Here is a 16813-nt window from a genome sequence, read left to right as displayed (position 1 = left end):
CGTAGCGGCATCCGCCCGCGGTTGACCGCGGGGCTCGGCCTGTGCGGTGATTGAGGTTTTTCGACGCGAGGAGTTCCATCGCAGTGGCGAGTGCCCGGCCTCTGCCCGAACCGGCCATTGAGCTGTCCGCCGCCGAACTGGCGGACGCCCTGGCGTGCCGGGCCCCGGCAATGGTGATCACCGGTGCCGGCGTCTCCACGGCATCCGGCATTCCCGATTACCGCGACCATGCCGGGAGCTGGAAGCGCGGCTCACCCATGCAGCTTGCCGAGTTCACCGGCAGTCACTATGGCCGCCAGCGCTACTGGGCCCGCAGCCTGGTGGGCTGGCGCACCGTGGAGCGGGCGCGGCCCAACGACGCCCATGGTGCCCTGGCCCGGCTGGCCCGCCAGGGCATTGTCGGCCCGCTCATTACCCAGAACGTCGACGGTCTGCATCAGGCCGCCGGCAGCCCGGCGGTGCTCGATCTGCATGGCCGGCTCGATCGGGTCGAGTGTCTGGACTGCGGCCGGGTGATTCCACGCGCCCGCCACCAGGATCAGCTCGAGGCGGCCAACCCCGGCTGGGCCGAGGCCGCACAGCAGCGCGAGACGGCACCGGACGGCGATGTCGAACTCGGTGATGTCGACTATGGCCGTTTCGTGGTGCCGGCCTGCGAGGCCTGTGGCGGCCTGCTCAAGCCGGCGGTCACCTTCTTTGGCGAGACGGTCCCGAAAGCCCGGGTCGAGCGCGCCTTCGCGGCACTGGCGGCGGCGCCGGCGCTCTGGGTGGTGGGTTCGTCGCTGATGGTCTGGTCGGGCTACCGGTTTGTCCGTGCCGCGGCCGCCGCTGGTAAGCCCGTCTATCTGCTCAGTCTGGGCATCACCCGGGGAGATGCCGAGGCGAGCGGGCGGCTGACCGCGGACTGCGCGGAGGGACTGATGGCGATCACCGACGCACTCGCCAGGCGCTGACCTGTCGTAGCAGTCCGTCGCGCGCCCAGTCGGCGAGCGTAGTGAGCACATCCCATTCGATCGCTGCGCGGTTTCCGGCGCCGGGCAGCGCGGCGAGCTCAGCGGCGATGCCAAGGGGGTCGAGGCCGTCGGCGACATGCAGCCAGATCAGTGCCGCGGTAGGATTGGGCGCAAGCCACTGCCCGGTTTCGGTGGCGAAAAGCCGCAGCCCGTCATCACCGAACACCTCCTCGACCTGCCAGGGCCGCAGTGGCGGTGGCTTGATGGCCGTGTCGGCAAGCGCCCCGGCGAGGCGCAGATCCGCCGGCCGCGGCGCCGGGAAATACGGCCAATAGCGCGCGGCGTCGGCGTCAGGGAAGATCCGCTCAAAGTCGCCGGCCGCCGCCAGCTCGGCATCTGCCGCGGCGGCGAGCGGGCCCGCTTCGGCGCGCGCATCGGCCCGGGGTCGGTCGGGGGCGTTCAGTCCCAGCAGCGAGACCAGGTCATGGACCATGGCCCGCTTGATGCGACCCTCGGCATCGCCGCCGCCGCCCGCCCCGGCGTAAACGCCCAGCGACGGGTTCAGGTTGCACTCGAGCAGCCAGGGATTCATGTCGGCATCCACCAGACAGTCCAGGCCGAGGAACTCGTAGCAGCCCTGCGGGTCGGCACCGGTGGCGAGCGTGGCACTGCGCAGGGTCTCGCGGGCGGCGATGACGGTGATGGTGATGAGTTCGCGCAGACGGCGGAACAAGGCCTCCGGGTCACGGCCCTCGGCCCGCAGGCGCTCGCGATAGCGGGCCAGCTCGATGAAGACCACCGGTTCGGCCATGCCGGTATTGCCGGCATTGATGTCCGGATTGGTCTGGTGGACGAAGGGGTCGGCGAGGTCATCCAGCGTGTAGGCATGCGAGGCGAGCTTGGCAAAGCCCTCCCGGTAGAGGTAGACCCGCAGGGGCTCGGTGCTGCTGATGAGGACATAAAGCCGCAGGACGTATTTGCGCCCGTCGATCAGATGCGGGTCATCGAGGTAGTGCTGGACCACCCAGTCCTCGCCGGTCGGGGCCTCCGCAGGGTCGCGGAGCACCCGGATGCCCTCGCCGCGGGCACCGTTGGCGGGTTTCTGCAGCCAGAGCCGCCTCGGATGGGCGGCGGCCTTGGCGAGCAGGCGGGCGTGATCATCGGGCATGCAGAAGGTCTGCGGGGTGAATCGGCTGCGCCGGACGATCGGGCTGTCCTCGCCATGAATGGCGGCAAGCCGCCCGGTGAGGCCGGCGAGGGTGTCCGCCAGAGCGGATTTCACGGTCAGGCAATGGTTGCCGGGAATGTGATTGATGCTGCGCCCGCCGATGACCCGGGCGAAGGTCTCCGGGCGGGGCATGCCCACCTGCCAGCGGGTGTGCCAGTCGCCGCCCGCCGCCGGCGCCCACTGGGCCGGATCGAGGGCCTCGACGAAGAATCGGTCCTCGGGCCCGGGTCGATCATGGGTGAGGGTATAGCGGCGCTGGGCCATGGGTGGCGGGGTCTCCGAAACCGGGGTCAAGGCGGCATACTAACCGGGTGATGGAACGTTCCCAATGCCCCGTTGGCATGACGGTGGATGCAACAATCGGAGGTCCGATGGACACAGCGCGCTATGATCCCGGCTTTGCCGATGACTGGCAGGCGCCCCTGCGCCAGGGGCTCGCGGCACTGGCCGCGCGGATCGATGCGGCCAGTGCCGCCCGCGAGGGTTAGCTCGGCCATGCCCGGCGAGCTGCCCAGCAAGACCTGTCCGGTCTGCGGCCGCGAGTTCAACTGGCGGCGCAAGTGGGCGAAGGACTGGGAGAACGTGCGCTACTGCTCGGAGCGCTGTCGCCGCAACCGCCGGCTGGCCGAAACCGAGGGCGCGGCCGAGACACCGCGGGCCGTGCCCAGTGGGCGGAAACGCCGGCGATGAGCCCGCAGCTCGTCTGGTTCAAGCGCGACCTGCGCGTCGCCGATCATGCCCCGCTCGCCCGGGCGGTGGCGGCGGGCCCGGTGCTGCCGGTGTATGTCATCGAGCCCGGCTACTGGGCGGAGCCGGATACGGCATTCCGCCACTGGGCATTCATCCGCGACAGCCTGCGCGAACTCGATGCGGCCCTGCAGGCGCTCGGCCTGCGGCTCTGGGTGTTCGAGGCCGAACTACCCGCGGTCTTCGAGTGGCTGCATGCCGGGATCGGTTTCTCTGCCATCCATGCTCACGAGGAGACCGGCAACGGCTGGACCTACCGCCGTGACCGGGCCGTCGCGGCCTGGTGCCGATGCGCCGGTGTCGCCTTTGAGCAGACGCCGCAGTTCGGCGTGGTGCGTCCCCTCGCCAGTCGCGATGAATGGGCCGGGCACTGGGAGCGGCGCATGAAGGCCTCCCCCGTGGCACGGCCCGCGCAGGCCCAGGCGGTTGAGCCCGGTGCAGCGATCCGCGCCCACGCCCTCGACCCGCAGGCCCTGCCCGCCGAACGCGGGGTCGGGCGCACGCCCTGTCCCGGGCGGCAGACCGGCGGTCGTGCCGCCGGCGAGGATCTGCTGGCGAGCTTTCTCGCCGAGCGCGCCGAGACCTACCGCCAGGGCATGGCGAGCCCGGTCTCGGCGTGGCGGGTGTGCTCGCGACTGTCCCCGCATATCGCCTACGGCACGCTCTCGCTGCGCGAGATCGTGCAGACCCACCGGCGTCGCTGGGCCGAGGTCCGCGCCGCGGCTCCCCGCTCGCGCTGGGCGCAGTCACTGAAGTCGTTCGAGTCGCGCCTGCACTGGCACTGTCACTTCATCCAGAAGCTCGAGGACGAGCCCGCGATCGAGTACCGCAACATGCATCGCGGCTATGACGGGCTGCGGGATGAGACGAACACCGACCCGGCCCGGCTCGCTCCCTGGATCGAGGGGCGCACGGGATTGCCCTTCGTCGATGCCTGCATGCGCCAGCTTCGCGCCGAGGGGTGGATCAACTTTCGCATGCGCGCGATGTTGGTGGCGGTGTCGAGTTATCACCTGTGGCTGCACTGGCGCGAGCCGGCGCGGGCGCTCGCCCGGCTGTTCACCGACTACGAGCCGGGTATCCATTACTGCCAGTTCCAGATGCAGTCCGGCACCACCGGCATCAACACCCTGCGGATCTACAATCCGGTCAAACAGTCCCGCGATCAGGATCCCGCCGGCGACTACATCCGTCACTGGATTCCGGCGCTCGCCGCGGTGCCGGCGGAGTGGATTCACGAGCCCTGGCGCATGCCCGCCGGGCTTCAGCAGCGCTACGGGGTCCGACTCGGCCGCGATTATCCCGAGCCGGTGGTGGATCACGAGCAGGCTGCCCGCGAGGCCCGCGAGCGGATCAAGGCCCATCGCGCCAGTCGCGATCTGCGGCGCGAGTCCGATCGGGTACGCCACAAACACGCCAGCCGCACGCCAAGTCCCGAGCGGCCGCGGCGCAAGCGCCGGCAGACACCGGGTCAGGGTGAGCTGGACCTCTGAAAAAGAAAAACCGCCCGCCGGTCTCTGCCGGCGGACGGTTCGAGTCGGAACTGACGTCGAGTTGGATTAGAACTCGTAGACCAGACCCGCGACGCCGAGCTTATTAGTGTCAGCGTCCACGATATCACCATCGGTGAGCTTGCGATCCAGATCACCGTACTCGGCAAAGATCATCAGGCTGTCGGCGATGTCGTAATTGATGCCCGCCGCTACCTGAGTGCTGCTGTCACCGCCGCTCGGGTCATAGTTCTGGGCGGCACCGTAGAGATCACCGCCGCCGTAGTTGTAGACCATGGCGATGGCGGTGAAGTCCTTGTCGTTACCGGCCTGGTCATTCTCCTGGGCGAACCGGGCGCTGGCCTCCAGACGCTCGGTAAGCTGGCCGGTGATCGCCAGACCGACGACATGATCCTGCGACTTGAACTCGTTGTCACCGGAGTTGACCGAGCCGCGACTGTCGTATGCGGCCGCCACGGCAACCGGCCCAAAGTCGTACTCGGCGGCGCCGATTAGGCTGATCTCCGCGCTCTCGCCCTTGCCACGATTATTGTGACGGCCCTGCAGGCGGAAGGAGAATCCGTCCATATCGGGGCTGTAGTAGGTGACCATGCTGTCTTCGTCGGTCAGGCTGACCTGGTCGAGGGTGGCGTTCTCGAACGGATCCACCGCGTCGGAGATCAGATCCTCGAACACGTTGTCGCTGGCGCCCACCGCAAATTCGCCAAACTCGCCGGTGAAGCCGAGGATGCTGGCGTCGCGCTTGACGTCATCGTTGTTACCCAGCGCGTTGTACTCGAACTCGGTCTCGACGTAGGCCGTGATGCCGTTCCCGAGGTCATGGCTACCGCCCAGGATCACCAGGGAGCCATCGTCGACGAATTTGGTGTCATTGTCGCCGTTGTCGTACTTCTCATAGAGGTAGTTCAGCACCACCTCGCCACCGAGGGTGAGTGTCGTGCCCTCGGCGATTTCGAAATCGGCGGCCTGGGCGCCGGCGGTGGCCATGCCTGCAGCGGCGAGAAAGGCCAGCTTGGATGCGTGCTTCATCACGTGATTCCTCATTTGACAGTGTCGTTGCGTTGGCGCGACACCCGGCCGCGTTGGCCGCGTTCGCGACTGCTCGTGACAATGCCCGGAAGATGTGACGAGTCGATGAGGTTTCGATGACAGTCGTATGACATTTTTCAGTCTTCCGCACGACATCCGTTGCGGAATGGCAACGGGCCGCCGGCCCTGTGTGGCGGAAGCGAGACAGTGGGGGCGTGTCAGGCCCGTGCGGGACGGGCCTGGTGGCGCATCAATCGCGCTCGGCGAGCCGATCGCCGAGTTCGGCGGGGGTTCGTGCCACCGGCAGACAGGCATGTCCGCGACAGACCCAGGCGCCATGGCCATCCGCCGGAGCGGCCGCCGCCGACTCGCCGGCCCCCGGCATGAAGACCAGCCGCTGGGGGTGGTAGCCGGTTTCGGCCACCTCGCGGAGAGTCTCGGCGCCGGCGCCCTCGTCTCGGATGATCACCAGCTCCGGCGGCGCCAGCAGTTCATCGAGGGCGTCGAGCACCGCGCAATGGGCGGCGGGCGCCTTGTCGATGCCGTCGGCGGCGCCGGCCACCGCCCGTTCCGCGACTTGCGTATAGCGCTGGTCCCCGACCCAGTGGCCGAGCCGGTTGAGGGCGAGGGCGGCGACGCCGTTGCCCGCCGGCAGCGCGTCATCAGTCCAGGCCCGGGGGCGCTGGATGAGTCGCTCATGATCGGCGGCGGTGAAATAAAAGCCGCCGGCCTCGGGGTCTTCGAACTGCTCGAGCAGGACGTCCCCCAACGCCATGGCCCAGTCGGCCCGGCCGGCGGACCAGCGCGCCTGCTGCAGCTCGATGAGCGCGGCGAGCATGAAGGCATGATCATCGAGATAGCCCGGGAGATCGGCATGTCCGTCACGCCAGCTCGCCAGCAACCGACCGTCCCGCCAGAGATGCTCGCGCACGAACTGCTCCGCCTGCTCGGCGCTGTCGATGAGTTCGGGTAGATCGAGGAAACGGCCGGCCCGGGCGAGGCCGCGGATCATCAGGGCATTCCAGGCGGTCAGCGCCTTGTCGTCGCGGCCGGGGCGCTCGCGTTGGTCGCGGGCGGCGCGGAGTTTCTGCTGGGCGGATTTCCAGCGCTCGACGAGTGTCTCCCGTGGGGTCTTGAGGGCCTTGGCAAGCTCCGAGAACGCCATGTGCACCTGGGGGTGCCAGCGCCCCTCGAAATTGGGCTTCTCGTCCAGGCCCAGGCGGCGGATGACCAGCTCGGCCTCCTCGGCATCGACGACGGCGCGGATCTCCTCGGGGGTCCACAGGTAGAACGCTCCCTCGCCGGCGCTGGTGTCGGCATCCAGCGAGGTGGCGAAGCCACCCTCTGGCAGTTGCATCTCGCGCAGGGCCCATTCGGCGGTCTCGCGGGCGATACGGCGGAAAAACCGGTCGCCGGTGGCACGGTAGGCGTCGGTGGCGGCGCCGATGAGCAGGGCATTGTCCGAGAGCATCTTCTCAAAGTGTGGGATCATCCACTCGCCATCCACCGAGTAGCGCGCAAAGCCGCCACCCACCTGGTCATAAATCCCGCCGAGCGCCATGCGCCGCAGGGTGTGGCAGGCCATGTGCAGCGCGCCGCGGTCGGCCTCGCCGCGCTGCTGACTGCGGGCGTAATGGCGCAGCAACCGCTCCAGTGCCACCGGCTGAGGGAACTTGGGCGCATCACCGAAGCCGCCGTGGGCCGGATCGAAACGCTCGCCGAGCTGCACGCGGGCGGCCTCCAGCGCATCGCTACCGGGCAGCCCGGCGCCGGCGGTGCCCGCACTCAACCGGTCCATGACCCGCTGCAGATCGGCATTCTGCTCGGTGATCTCGTCGCGATGGTCCTGCCAGACCCGAATGATGCGGTCCATGACATCGCCGAAGCCGGGCATCCCCTCGCGGGGCTCGGCCGGGAAGTAGGTCCCGGCGAAGAAGGGCACCTGTTCGGGGGTGAGGAAGACGGTCAGGGGCCAGCCACCGCCGCGTCCCACCAGCAGTTGATGGGCGGTCTGGTAGATGCGGTCGAGATCCGGGCGTTCCTCGCGGTCTACCTTGATGTTGACGAAATCGCGGTTCATCTGCTCGGCGATGGCGGGATGCTCGAAGCAGTCATGGGCCATGACATGGCACCAGTGACAGGCCGAGTAGCCGATGGACAGCAGAATCGGGCAATCGCGCTCGCGGGCGGCGGCAAGGGCGGCCTCATCCCAGGGCTGCCAGTGCACTGGGTTATCGGCGTGCTGGCGCAGATAGGGGCTGGTGGCGCCGCCGAGGCGATTGGTGTTGGTGGCCGGTGGGGGCATGGTTCGATCCCGCAGATGCCTGTTCAACGCAGGATGCTATCATCCGCTGGTCAGGCGGGTCTTACCGAGGAAGGGGAGTTGGATGCAGGTCGATGCGTCAACCGGGTTGATCGCCGGCGTTTCTTTCATGGAGTCACCCAATCGCAGCCCGCGACCGAAGCGCAGTGAGCCCGAGCTGATCGTGGTGCATGGCATCAGCCTGCCGGCCGGACAGTTCGGCGGTGGCTATATCGGCAAGCTCTTCACCAATCAGCTCGATACCCGCGATGATCCGCGCTTCGCGGCGTTGGCAGGCCTGCAGGTATCCGCGCATCTACTGATTGCCCGGGATGGGCATCTGACCCAATTCGTCTCCTTTGACGAGCGTGCCTGGCATGCCGGCGAGTCGGTGTTCCAGGGCCGCCACGAATGCAACGACTTCTCCATTGGCATCGAGCTGGAGGGGACCGATGCATCCGGCTTTCGGGATATCCAGTACGAGCGGCTGGAGTCGGTCATTCGATTGCTTCGTGAGGTCTATCCCCGGATCGGTTCCGATCGCGTGGTAGGGCACTGCCATATCGCTCCGGGGCGCAAGAGCGACCCCGGCCCGGATTTCGACTGGGGGCGGCTGCAGCGCAACCTCGGCATTACCCGACCCATCACCCAGCGCCGGGTGCTGGCGACGTGAAACTGATCGCGCTCATCGTCGCGCTCCTCATCAACAGCCACCTGTCACCGGGTGGCTGGCGTAGCGCCCGGGGATTCTATCGCTATGCGGCCTGGCTGCAGGCTCGGCTGATGCCGCTGCGTGGCTGGAATCATGCCGGTGGACTGGCGCTGCTCCTCGTGCCGCTGCTCGCCCCGGTGGCACTGCTGCAGTGGTCGCTGGGGGATGCCTTGTTCGGCCTGCCGGGCCTGGTGCTCGGCATCGCTGCGCTGTGCTTTGCCTTTGGTGGAGGCGAGACGCTGGAGACCGAGGTGGCGGCCTTCACGTCCGCCTGGCGCCGTGGCGACGAGGCGGCCGCCGCGGCGGCGCTGAATGATCTATCCGGTGGGCAGGCCGGTGAGATGCCCTTCGAGGACATGCCCGAGGCCGCCGCCGGGCATCTGGTGCTTCGGGCACGGACCCGGCTCTTCGCACCGATCTTCTGGTTCGTGCTCCTCGGTCCGTTGGGAGCATTCGGCTATCGTCTGGCGGTGCTGGCACGAGGATTTGGCGACTGTCATGACAATGCCGGCCCAGGCTATTGCGCTCGCGCCGGTGCGCTGGTGGCGTTGCTCGACTGGCTGCCGGATCGGCTGATGGCCCTGGCGCTTGCCCTTGCCGGGCATTTTGGCGGTGCCTGGGGCGTCTGGGAGCAGACCGCCGGCGAGCAAGCGCCGCGCCGGCTGGCCGAGACCGGGCTGGCCGCGCTCGGTATTCCGCGGGCCGGGGCGCCGAGGGATCTCACCGCCGATGCCGTGGCGGATGGACATGCGCTGTTGCGGCGCACCCTCTATGTGTGGCTGGCGCTGGTCGCCGCCGGCGTGCTCCTCGCCATCGGCTGATCAGACCACCAGCACCGGACAGTGAGCCGCGCCGGCCACGCGATGGGCGACGCTGCCGAGCAGCACGCTCGCCTCGTCCGTGGTGCCCTGGGCACCAATCACGATCAAGTCGCACTCGCGCTGGCGGGCGAACTGCACGATGGTGCTCGCCGGCCGCCCGCCTTTGACGAAGGCTCTCAGGCGCTCCTTGGGTACATCGTGATCGATGATGTACTGCTTGGCTGACATGGCGATGTCGGTGGCGTACTCCTTGAGTGCGTCATCGGGCAGGTCCAGCCGCCCGGGCCGGACCATGGAGAGTGATGCTTCACGCAGGCTGTGGTGTTTGAACACACAGATCACAAGGATCTCGGCGTCGGTGAGCCGCTGCAGCCCGATGGCCTTCTCGAGCGCTTTAATTGCGCCACTGGAGCCATCCACGGGAACCAGGATTCGATTGAATACCGCCATTCGCCGCCCCTAGTTGAACATCAGATCGCGCAGCCCCAGGGCGATCTGCGGGAACATGATCAGCAGGGCCGCCGCTGCCACCAGCATGAGCACGAACGGCGGTGTCCCGCGGATCACCTCCATGTAGGGCCGCTTGAAAATGGCAATGGCCGTGAAGATGTCGCAGCCGAACGGCGGCGTCGCCGAGCCGATGGCCACCTGCAGGGTGATGAGTATCCCCACCAGCACCGGATCAAGGCCCGTGGCTTCCACCGCCGGCATGAAAATGGGCGTGAGCACGAGGATGACAACGATCGGGTCAACGAACATGCAGGCGATGAAGAACGCCACACAGATGGCGATGAGCACGCCCACCGGTCCCGCCTCGTTGATCCCCACCGCACTGAGTACGGCATCCGGGATCTGGGCGAAGGAGATGATCCAGGAGAAGCCGTTGCCGGCCCCGACCAGGATGAATACCACCGCGGTGATCAGCCCCGTTGACTTGGCGATGGACCAGATCTCGCTCGCCTTGAGTGAACGGAACACCACGAACTCGAGGATCAGTGCGTACAGCACGCAGACCGCCGCCGCCTCGGTGGGGCTGAAGACGCCGCCATAGATGCCGCCGACGATGATCAGCGGGAAGCCGAGCGGCCAGAGCGCCTGGCGCACCGCCGAGAGGCGTTCACCCCAGCTCGCCTTCTCTTCGGTGGGGACGTCCATGACCCGCGCATAGATCATGCAGTAGACCGAGAACATGGCGAGGATCATGAGGCCGGGGCCGATGCCGGCGATGAAAAGCTCGCCGATCGATGTCTCCGAGATCACGCCATAGACGATCATGCCGATGCTCGGCGGGATCAGAAAGGCGATGTCGCTGGAGTTGATGATCAGTGCCAGCGTGAAGGGATCCTTATAGCCGGCCTTGAGCATGCGCGGGCGGAGCGGCGAGCCGATGGCGACCACCGTGGCCTGGGTGGAACCCGAGACCGCGCCGAACAGCGTGCAGGAGGCGGCGGTACTCACCGCCAGGCCGCCTTTAATGTGGCCGATGAAGCTCATGACCATGTTGATGAGCCGCTCGGCGGAGTGGCCGCGGGTCATGATGTCCGCGGCGAGGATGAACATGGGTACGGCGATCAGCGAGGCCGGTCGGATGCCCGCCAGCACCTGCTGGATGAGCGTTTCCATCTGGCCGAAGCCGCCGAACATCATCGTAAAACCGATCACGGCGCCGGTGATCAGCGGCACCATCATCGGGAAGCCGAGGAGCAGCAGGATGACCATCGCGCTGAACATGATGATGCTCATCGCCTACACCTCGGTCTCGGTATCGCTGTAGCCATCGACCATGGCGGTGGACAGATAAACGTCCTTCTCGCGCAGGTTCTTGATGGCGGTGAGGAGGTACTGAATGCCGGTGATCCCGAAACCCAGCGGCACCCAGACGTAGATCGTCCAGATCGGGAAGCCCAGGGCCGGCAGGACGCGTCCACTCTCGCGGACATCGATGATGTACCAGACCGAGAAGTAGAGCAGGAAGAACATGGTCGCCGAGGTGAACAGGGCGATCACGATCATCAGGACCTTGCGTCCATACACCGGGAACGCGTCGTAAATCGCCGACATGCGGATGTGGCGGCCGTGCCGGGCGGCATAACCGATGCCCGCGAAGGTGATCATGATGATCAGGATGCGGTTGATCTCGCCGGAGAAGAAGATGCTTTGACCCAGCGCGAAGCGCCCGACCACGTTGGCGATGGTGTTGGTGGCCATGAGCAGGACACCCAGAGCCAGGATGACCGCCTCGAGGCGGGCCAGAAAGGTGTCGAGCAGCCCAAGGGGACCTGGCAGGTCCGAGCGATAGGCTTTCTCGGCGGCTTCGTCTTCTTCAACACTCATCCGGACAGGCCCCCCTGGAAACAGAGAGGGGGCGGGTCCGCGGTGCGGACCGCACCCCCTCCGAACCGACGGTCATCAGGCGGCTGATCAGTTGCTCTGAACCGCCTCGAGATCGGCCTTGAACTGCTCAAGCAGCACTTCACCGTTCTCGCCCGTCATCTCGAGGTAGGCCTCTTCGACCTGTGGCGCACGGGCCTTGAAGGCCTCGATCTGCTCGTCGGTCAGCCGCGTGACCGTCACCTCATCGGAGGCCGCAAGGATCTTGTCGAGGGACTCATCGGCCAGACCCTGGATGTGCTCCATGGTCACGTCATAGGCGTGATCGGAGGCATCGACGATGAGCTGCTGCTCATCACCGGGCAGGCCGTCGAAGAAATCCTTATTGGCCATCGACGCGGTGGTGAACCAGCCATGCCCCGTGAAGATCAGGTTCGGGGAGACCTCGTAGAGGCCGCCAGACTCGATCCAGAAGATGGGGTTCTCCTGACCGTCGATCACGCCGGTCTGCAGACCGCCATAGACCTCACCCCAGGGCAGCGGCGTGGCCGTCGCACCGAAGGCGTTGTAGGTCTCCGAGAGCAGCGGGTTGGTCATGACCCGGATCTTCTTGTTATCGAAGTCCTCGGGGCTGGTCACGATCTCGTCGACGGTGACGACCATCTCACCCTCGGGGTACATGTTCAGCAGCTCGAGGCCGTGCTCGGCATAGAGCTCGGGGAAGATCTCGTGGATCGCCTCGCTCTCGTCGAAGAACTCCAGCACCGTCTGCTCATCGGTGGGCAGCAGGTAGGGGACGAAGAAGATCTGCGCCGCAGGCAGCCAGGCGCCGCTGAAGCCCGGCGACTGGTTGACGAACTCGAGGATGCCGGCCTGGGCCTGCTCCATGATGTCGTCCGACTCGCCCAGCTCGCCGAAGCGGTAGACCTCGACGGTGTTGTCGGAGTTGGACTCGATGTAGTCCTTGAAGGCCATGGCGTAGACGTCCTGGACGTCGCCCTCGAACTCCTCGTGGGCGTATCGCCAGGTGTCGGCGAAGGCGGCCGTGGACAGGCCCATTGCCAGCGCACCGGCCGCGGCACGCGTAAAGATGGCGGATGACTTCATGTATAAGTCTCCTTGTTGCTGTGTCGGGTGACGGCGGAATGCCGGTCACTTGCCGATTGGCAGCCGTCACAGAATTGTGACAGTCGGGTTTTACGCTAGCCCGGCCTGTTGACGGGGGTCAAGTAAACGGGAAAACCCCGGATATGGCCCGAATCCTGCAGGGATTAACGCCTTGTTCAGCGCGTCTGCCGCCGTTTTTCGCGTATGCGGGGCAGATCGGCGCGTCGCGGGTATTGCCGGCCGGCGTAGGCGCGGCTCTGCATGCGCACCGTGGCGGTGGTCACGATGGGCAGTCGTCCGTTGGCGAGCATCAGGCGCTCGCGGGGGCTATACGTTTTGGTCCAGCGGGTTGCCGCGCGGACGGCCTGGAGGATGAACGCATTGGCATAGGGCACCTTGAGCTCGTAACCGAAGCGGGCCTGAACGCGAAGCAGGGTGGCATCCTGGATGTTCAGACCACTGCGACGGCCACGACGCGTCGATGCCCTGTCGAGACGGCGGTAAGGCAGATAGCGACGGCCCTGCCGATCGCGGCGGGCATGGTCGCTGAACGCCTCCTGCGTGGGATTGAGGAGGCGCAGCTCAAGGTTGATCCGGCTGTCCGGGAGGGCCTGCCGGATGAACGTGGTCTCGAAGGCGCTGGTGGTCGGTCTGGGGAGTTCCATGGGCGTGATCGCTCGTGCGAAGGCGTTGCGCATGGCCCCCATGTCGGCGCTGTTGAGGGCGCCGGCCCGTGCGGCCATGAGGGTTGCATGGTCGAGCACCGCCCGCGCCTCGTGAATGAACGCCCACTGTGCGACGGATAGACCGAGTACCAGAACGACTGGCAGCGCGATCAGCGTCTCGAGCATGACACTGCCAATGTTGCCGTGGCGCGCAGGTCGCGCAGGTCGTGCAGGTCGTGTAGATCGCGTGAGTCGGGCAGGCTGCACGTGACAGGGTAATGAGTGAAGGGCTCTCCGGCTGGCTGCACATGCCCGATACACACGCTTTACACACATCGCCACGGCCGCGATGAGGCCACCGGCTACGCAAATGGTCATCCGGCACCGTTCTTGGCATTAGCGTACGGAGTCATCGTGTGGAGTTACCGTGCGGATGGATCGTGTGCGACGCCTCGGCCAGAGCATCGCTCACCTCCATGGTGGCGCCGGCGGCGCGACCCCTTCTGCCGGAATCGCGCCACCGGTGCGAGTTGGGCTCATAGCCAGGCTGATCGGAACGGCTGAGCGAGCGATTTAAGTGCCGTCGTTACTGGCCTGACGGCAATTGGCGGGAGCATATTCTGCAGGGAGATCGCCACCACCGGTTGTCGCGCTGCACGTCCAGCTTAGGTTGTTACCAGATGTGTCAGGTATGAAGACGAGACTGCTATTAGCGGGGATAACATCCTGAATCTCTTTGAAATCGATCATGATTGTTCCCGCGGCAACGTTCGTCGCCGAACCATCCCTCACAGAAATCTTGCTAATGAGGTCTGTTGAGTAGTCACTGCCCAAACCGGCCTCCGTATTCGAAGTAGGCAGCTCTCTGTTCGCATAGAAGTAATCCGCCACGCTGGTTTTGGCGGCGCCGGCGGCCGTTATTGCCTCCGTCACCTTCGCCCGCACCGTGTAATCCGAGTAGGCGGGGACGGCAACGGCGGCGAGGATGCCGATGATGGCGACTACGATCATCAGCTCGATAAGCGTGAAACCCTTCTGTCGATTCCGCATGAATGGACCTCCGTGTTGATGCGCGGGCGGAAGGAGATGGCCCGCGGGTTGTATTGGGCCGGAGGCAGGGGCCCGGAATTGCGGGCTGGGTCACAGTCTGGATCGGTGGCGGTCTGGCGCCGTTGGACGGCGGTCTCGATGGCGGTCTCGATGCCGGCCCCACCGGGGCCGGACGGCGCCATTACATTGCAGTGCGACATTTTTTTGAATCGGCCCGGCGAATCGTGGAGAATGCTGCCAATTTTATTCGAGGAGGCGGAGCGTCCATGAACCTTCACGAGTTCCAGGCGAAGCACATCTTCAGCCAGTACGGCATTCCCATCCCCAAGGGTTTCGTGGCCCGTTCCGCTGCCGAGGCGAAGTCCGCGGCCGAGCAGCTCGGCGGTTCGGTCTGGGTAGTCAAGGCCCAGGTGCACGCCGGCGGCCGGGGCAAGGCCGGTGGCGTGAAGATCGCCAAAAGCCTTGATGAGGTCACGCAGTACACCGAGGAGATGCTCGGCACGCGGCTGGTCACGCACCAGACCGATGAGCACGGCATGCCGATCAACGCGGTGATGATCGAGGAGGGCCTCGACATCGCCCGCGAGATCTATCTCGGCGCCCTGGTCGACCGCGCCAGCAAGCGCGTCGTTTTCATGGGCTCCGCCGCCGGCGGCATGGACATCGAGGAGGTCGCCGCCACTGAGCCCGAGAAGATCATCACCGTGCGCGTCAATCCGGTGGCGGGGCTACAGCCCTACCAGTGCCGCCAGATGGGCTTCGCGCTGGGTCTCACACCGGCGCAGATCAAGCAGCTCACGCAGATCATGAGCGGTCTCTACCGCTGCTTCGAAGACCGCGACCTCAGCCTCATCGAGATCAACCCGCTCATCGTCACCGGCAATGACGAGCTGCTGGCGCTGGACGCCAAGATCAACGTCGATGACAACGCCATCGAGGTCAACCGTCAGGCCGAGATCGCCGACATGCGCGACATCAGCCAGGAGGACGAGACCGAGGTGCAGGCCGCCGAGCACGGCCTCAACTACATCACCCTCGACGGCAATATCGGCTGCATGGTCAACGGCGCCGGTTTGGCCATGGCCACCATGGACGTCATCAAGCTCCATGGCGGCGAGCCGGCCAACTTCCTGGACGTCGGCGGCGGCACCAACAAGGAGCGCGTCACCGAGGCGTTCAAGATCATCTCGGCGAGCCCCGACGTGCAGGGCATCCTGGTCAACATCTTCGGCGGCATCGTCCGCTGCGACATGATCGCCGAGGGCGTCATCGCCGCGGTCAAGGAGGTGGGCGTGAACGTGCCGGTCGTGGTCCGGCTCGAGGGCACCAACGTCGAGCAGGGCAAGAAGCTGCTCGCCGAGAGCGGCCTCGACATCATCCCCGCCGACGATCTCACCGACGGCGCAGAAAAGGTGGTCGGCGCGGTCAGCGCCTGATCCCGCAACCCGGACAGCAGACGAGGAATTCTCATGAGCATTCTGGTGGACAAGCACACCAAGGTCATCGTCCAGGGCTTCACCGGGAAGCAGGGCACCTTCCACGCCGAGCAGTGCATCGCCTACGGCACCAATATCGTCGGCGGCACCACGCCGGGTCGTGGCGGCGAGACGCATCTCGAGCGGCCCGTGTTCAACACCGTGCGTGACGCGGTGGACGACACCGGCGCCGATGCCTCGATGATCTACGTGCCGGCGGCCTTCGCCGCCGACGCCATCCTCGAGGCCGCCGAGGCGGGCATCAAGGTCATCGCCTGCATCACCGAGGGCATCCCGGTCCTCGACATGCTCAAGGTGAAGGCCGCGCTGGACTTCTATGACGCCACGCTGATCGGCCCCAACTGCCCCGGCATCATCACCCCGGACGAGTGCAAGATCGGCATCATGCCAGGCCATATCCACAAAGCCGGCTCCATCGGCATCGTCTCGCGCTCGGGTACCCTGACCTACGAGGCGGTCAAGCAGACCACCGACATCGGCATGGGCCAGAGCACCTGCGTGGGCATCGGTGGCGATCCCATCCAGGGCATGAGCTTCATCGACGTCATCGAGCAGTTCGAGGCCGATCGCCAGACCAAGGGCATTGTCATGGTGGGCGAGATCGGCGGTACCGCCGAGGAAGAGGCCGCGGAGTACATCCAGGCGCATGTGCGTAAGCCAGTGGTGGCCTACATCGCCGGTGTGACGGCGCCTCCCGGCAAGCGCATGGGCCATGCCGGCGCCATCATCAGCGGTGGCAAGGGTACGGCGGCGGATAAGTTCGGGGCGCTGGAGAAGGCCGGTGTGGCCACCGTGCGTTCACCGGCGGAGATCGGCCAGCGCGTCAGCGACGCGTTCACCGGCTGATTGACACCCGCTGCC

The 16813-nt window shown here is 66.3% G+C and carries 16 protein-coding genes; 7 read left to right on the top strand and 9 right to left on the bottom strand.

Features of this window, described 5'->3' with window-relative positions:
- Positions 1-83: 83 nt before the first annotated feature.
- Positions 84-953, top strand: coding sequence for an NAD-dependent protein deacetylase (locus V6X30_RS06630; RefSeq protein ID WP_367983834.1), 870 nt, complete (start codon positions 84-86; stop codon positions 951-953).
- Here the strand turns inward: V6X30_RS06630 and V6X30_RS06625 are convergent.
- The gene (locus V6X30_RS06625; protein WP_367983833.1) at positions 928-2445 is read right to left on the bottom strand and encodes a hypothetical protein; all 1518 of its coding nucleotides are present in this window, start codon (positions 2443-2445) and stop codon (positions 928-930) included. The genes V6X30_RS06630 and V6X30_RS06625 overlap by 26 nt on opposite strands.
- Before the next feature lie 231 nt (positions 2446-2676).
- Here V6X30_RS06625 and V6X30_RS06620 point away from each other — a divergent pair, with 231 nt between their 5' ends.
- Together V6X30_RS06620 and V6X30_RS06615 are read left to right on the top strand one after the other, a co-directional pair.
- Complete coding sequence (locus V6X30_RS06620; RefSeq protein WP_367983832.1) at positions 2677-2871, top strand: DUF2256 domain-containing protein; 195 nt, start codon at positions 2677-2679, stop codon at positions 2869-2871.
- Positions 2868-4421, top strand: coding sequence for an FAD-binding domain-containing protein (locus tag V6X30_RS06615; RefSeq protein ID WP_367983831.1), 1554 nt, complete (start codon positions 2868-2870; stop codon positions 4419-4421). The genes V6X30_RS06620 and V6X30_RS06615 overlap by 4 nt, the downstream gene beginning before the upstream one ends.
- Before the next feature lie 66 nt (positions 4422-4487).
- On the opposite strand, the gene V6X30_RS06610 is transcribed toward V6X30_RS06615, so the two are convergent.
- A complete protein-coding gene (locus V6X30_RS06610; protein WP_367983830.1) occupies positions 4488-5468 on the bottom strand; it encodes a porin in 981 nt (326 codons plus the stop codon).
- A gap of 250 nt (positions 5469-5718) precedes the next feature.
- Positions 5719-7773, bottom strand: coding sequence for a thioredoxin domain-containing protein (locus V6X30_RS06605; protein WP_367983829.1), 2055 nt, complete (start codon positions 7771-7773; stop codon positions 5719-5721).
- An 82-nt stretch (positions 7774-7855) separates the two neighbouring features.
- Here V6X30_RS06605 and ampD point away from each other — a divergent pair, with 82 nt between their 5' ends.
- On the top strand, positions 7856-8443 hold the full coding sequence (gene ampD, locus V6X30_RS06600) for a 1,6-anhydro-N-acetylmuramyl-L-alanine amidase AmpD (RefSeq protein ID WP_367983828.1): 588 nt from the start codon (positions 7856-7858) through the stop codon (positions 8441-8443).
- The gene (ampE, locus tag V6X30_RS06595) at positions 8440-9303 is read left to right on the top strand and encodes a regulatory signaling modulator protein AmpE (RefSeq protein ID WP_367983827.1); all 864 of its coding nucleotides are present in this window, start codon (positions 8440-8442) and stop codon (positions 9301-9303) included. Before ampD ends, ampE begins: the two co-directional genes overlap by 4 nt.
- Here ampE and V6X30_RS06590 read toward each other — a convergent pair whose 3' ends face one another.
- From V6X30_RS06590 to V6X30_RS06565, 6 genes are all read right to left on the bottom strand, one after another.
- Complete coding sequence (locus V6X30_RS06590) at positions 9304-9753, bottom strand: universal stress protein (RefSeq protein ID WP_367983826.1); 450 nt, start codon at positions 9751-9753, stop codon at positions 9304-9306. It lies immediately after the preceding gene.
- A 9-nt stretch (positions 9754-9762) separates the two neighbouring features.
- Positions 9763-11046: a TRAP transporter large permease gene (locus V6X30_RS06585; RefSeq protein ID WP_367983825.1), complete on the bottom strand. Its 1284-nt coding sequence runs from the start codon at positions 11044-11046 to the stop codon at positions 9763-9765.
- A gap of 3 nt (positions 11047-11049) precedes the next feature.
- Positions 11050-11637: a TRAP transporter small permease gene (locus V6X30_RS06580; RefSeq protein ID WP_367983824.1), complete on the bottom strand. Its 588-nt coding sequence runs from the start codon at positions 11635-11637 to the stop codon at positions 11050-11052.
- An 87-nt stretch (positions 11638-11724) separates the two neighbouring features.
- Positions 11725-12741 (bottom strand): TRAP transporter substrate-binding protein, encoded by a 1017-nt coding sequence (locus tag V6X30_RS06575; RefSeq protein ID WP_367983823.1) that lies wholly within the window; start codon positions 12739-12741, stop codon positions 11725-11727.
- Positions 12742-12917: 176 nt separating this feature from the next.
- A complete protein-coding gene (locus V6X30_RS06570) occupies positions 12918-13592 on the bottom strand; it encodes a hypothetical protein (protein WP_367983822.1) in 675 nt (224 codons plus the stop codon).
- A gap of 387 nt (positions 13593-13979) precedes the next feature.
- On the bottom strand, positions 13980-14456 hold the full coding sequence (locus tag V6X30_RS06565; RefSeq protein WP_367983821.1) for a pilin: 477 nt from the start codon (positions 14454-14456) through the stop codon (positions 13980-13982).
- Positions 14457-14722: 266 nt separating this feature from the next.
- Here V6X30_RS06565 and sucC point away from each other — a divergent pair, with 266 nt between their 5' ends.
- Together sucC and sucD are read left to right on the top strand one after the other, a co-directional pair.
- Positions 14723-15892, top strand: a complete 1170-nt coding sequence (gene sucC, locus V6X30_RS06560) for an ADP-forming succinate--CoA ligase subunit beta (protein WP_367983820.1) — start codon at positions 14723-14725, stop codon at positions 15890-15892.
- Between the two features lie 33 nt (positions 15893-15925).
- On the top strand, positions 15926-16798 hold the full coding sequence (gene sucD / locus V6X30_RS06555; protein WP_367983819.1) for a succinate--CoA ligase subunit alpha: 873 nt from the start codon (positions 15926-15928) through the stop codon (positions 16796-16798).
- Positions 16799-16813 lie beyond the last annotated feature (15 nt).

Source organism: Spiribacter sp. 1M189, from assembly GCF_040838345.1.
In the GTDB taxonomy this organism is placed as follows: Bacteria; Pseudomonadota; Gammaproteobacteria; order Nitrococcales; family Nitrococcaceae; genus Spiribacter; species Spiribacter insolitus.
This window is presented reverse-complemented; position numbering and strand designations above follow the sequence as displayed.